Source organism: uncultured Campylobacter sp., assembly GCF_938030815.1.
GTDB lineage: Bacteria > Campylobacterota > Campylobacteria > Campylobacterales > Campylobacteraceae > Campylobacter_B.
Genome location: NZ_CALHII010000098.1, coordinates 1 through 2,506 on the forward strand (window position 1 = coordinate 1; position 2,506 = coordinate 2,506).

The following is a 2,506-nucleotide window of genomic DNA, read 5'->3' on the forward strand; positions in this document are numbered from 1 at the left end:
CATCGCTAACCTACGATTGCGCCGTTTTTTACGGGCGTGAGGGTACTAAGCAGTGTAAGGCTGCCGTCCTCGGCGCTTAAAATCATACCCTCGCTGCTATGTTTAAAAATTTTAGCGGGTTTTAAATTTGCCAGCACGCAGATCTGCTTGCCGACAAGCGCGGCGGGATCGTAAAATTTCGCGATACCGCTGATGATTTGGCGCGGCCTCTCCTCCCCTAGATCGATCATAAATCGCAACAACTTCTCGCTGCCCTCTATGTTTTCGCACTCCAAAACCGTACCGACTTTGATAACGCATTTTTTAAAATCGTCGATTTTGATTTGAGCTTTAGATGCCGCACCTTGGGCTTCTTGCGCCGTAGCGCCCGAACCGGAAGCGTTTGCGTTTAAGCTTGGCGCGCCTTTTGCCGCGGCGTCTGTACCCGAACAGCTTGTAGAATTTACAGCGCCATCCAGCCTATCGTAATCCGCTTTCGGCATTAGCTCGTGATCGATCTTGGTAAAAAGCGGCTCGCACGGCTTGGCCTTAAAATCTAAAATTTCACCGCGAAGTACTAGCTTTTCATAAAGCGGAGTGGAGATTTCAAAGCCCAGAGTGTCCGCGATACGTGCCGCCGTCTTCGGCATCGCGGGGCTTAGCAGCACAGCAACTTTAGCCAAAATATTTGCAACCAATGCGACGAGAGCCAGTGCCTTAGCCTGCTCGCCGTTTTTCATCAAATTCCACGGCTCGTATTTTGCGATCGAAGCGTTCGCAAGAGCAAGCCTCCTCCAAGTATCTATTGGTAGCGACCTCCTCAAGCGCGCTAAGTGCGGCGCTCAGATAGGAGTTCGTCTCCTCGATCTCGGCGGTGAAAAATTTCATCACGTCTTTGGAATTTATGACGTAGTCCGAGTATTTCGCGCTCATGCCGACGATGCGGCTGAGTAGATTTCCAAGCTCGTTGGCAAGCTCGGAATTTACGCGGTTGATGATCGCTTTTTGCGAAAAATCGCCGTCTTGGCCGAACGGCACCTCGCGCAATAAGAAATACCTAAACTGCTCCAGCCCGTAGGCATTTGCGACCTCACGCGGATCCACGACGTTGCCCAGGCTTTTGCTCATCTTTTTGCCGTCTCGCGTCCACCAGCCGTGAGCTGCGACGCTGCGCGGCATATTTAGCCCGAGGCTCATCAAAAACGCAGGCCAATAAACGGCGTGAAAGCGCAAAATGTCCTTGCCTACGATGTGCAGCGCGTCGCTCCAATACTCCATCCGCTCACCGCCCGCGCAAAATCCGAGCGAGCTAAGATAATCCATCAGCGCGTCCAGCCAGACGTAAATCACATGCTTTGGATCGTTTAGCTCGGGCGGAATTTTAACGCCCCAATCAAAGCCCGTTCGCGTGATCGAAAGATCCTTTAGACCGCCTTTTACGAAGCTTACGACCTCGTTTTTTTTGCCCAGGGGAAGGATGCATTTTTCGTCCTCGTACCATTTCAAAAGCCGCTCTGCGTAGGCGCTAAGCCTGAAAAAATAGCTCTCCTCTTTTAAAATTTTAGTCTTTTTGCCGCAATCGGGGCAATACTCGCCGTCGATTAGCTGAGCGGAAGGAAAAAAACTCTCGCAGCTTACGCAGTAGTTACCCTCGTATTCGCCCTTATAAATGTCGCCCTTTTCATACATCCTGCGAAATACGTTTTGCACCGCCGCCTCGTGCGCGGCATCGGTAGTGCGCGAAAACATATCGTAGCTGATGTCAAACTCGTCCCACAGGTCTTTAAATTTAGTGCTCACGCTGTCTGCGTACTGCTTTGGGCTCTGAGCATGCTTGGCTGCGGCTTCTTCGATCTTTTGGCCGTGCTCGTCGGTGCCCGTTTTAAAAAACACCTCGTGTCCTTGCAGGCGGTAAAATCTAGCCATCGTATCGGCGATGATCGTCGTGTATGCATGACCGATATGTGGGACGTCGTTTACGTAATAAATCGGCGTCATTATGTATTTTTTCATTATTCTCCTTGCGCTTACTTAAATTTGACTAAAATTTTATTAGTCCTATTGCGCGGCTGTGCCGGTATTAGAATTTAGCGTGTATCTTACGTATCCGGTCTCCGGCTCGATAGTAATACTAGCGGTCTCTTTCGCATCATTGGTAAGCGTGATTATGCATGGATTTTGACCCACAAAAAGCCTATCATAAGGCACTGTAGAGTCGGCTACTTGTCCCATAGGACGACCATATGAGTCAAAGACTATAGTTTGATTAGTAGGGGCTCCGCAATTAGTAAATGTGATATTTCTAATATCGTAAGTTTTTGTAAGATTTAGCTTCTTATTAATCCTCTCGGCATTTCTATTCATCGCCTGATTTTGAAAGCCGGCACTCAAAATTTTATTTGGATTTTGTGGATCCGTAGCAAAATCGACTCTTGATAGATCAGACAGATCGACACTACCGTTAGGATTGCCGCTCATAGTGCTATCATAATACACCGTATAAGTCCAACCTTCGGCACTACCTTTG

At 48.8% G+C, this 2,506-nt stretch carries 1 protein-coding gene and 1 pseudogene; both read right to left on the bottom strand.

Annotated features, from left to right (window positions below):
• Positions 1–5: 5 nt before the first annotated feature.
• Positions 6–1,992, bottom strand: a pseudogene (metG, locus tag Q0277_RS03540) (methionine--tRNA ligase).
• 45 nt (positions 1,993–2,037) lie between these two features.
• The coding region (locus Q0277_RS03545; RefSeq protein WP_297995658.1) for a type II secretion system protein at positions 2,038–2,506 on the bottom strand (469 nt) is incomplete at its 5' end.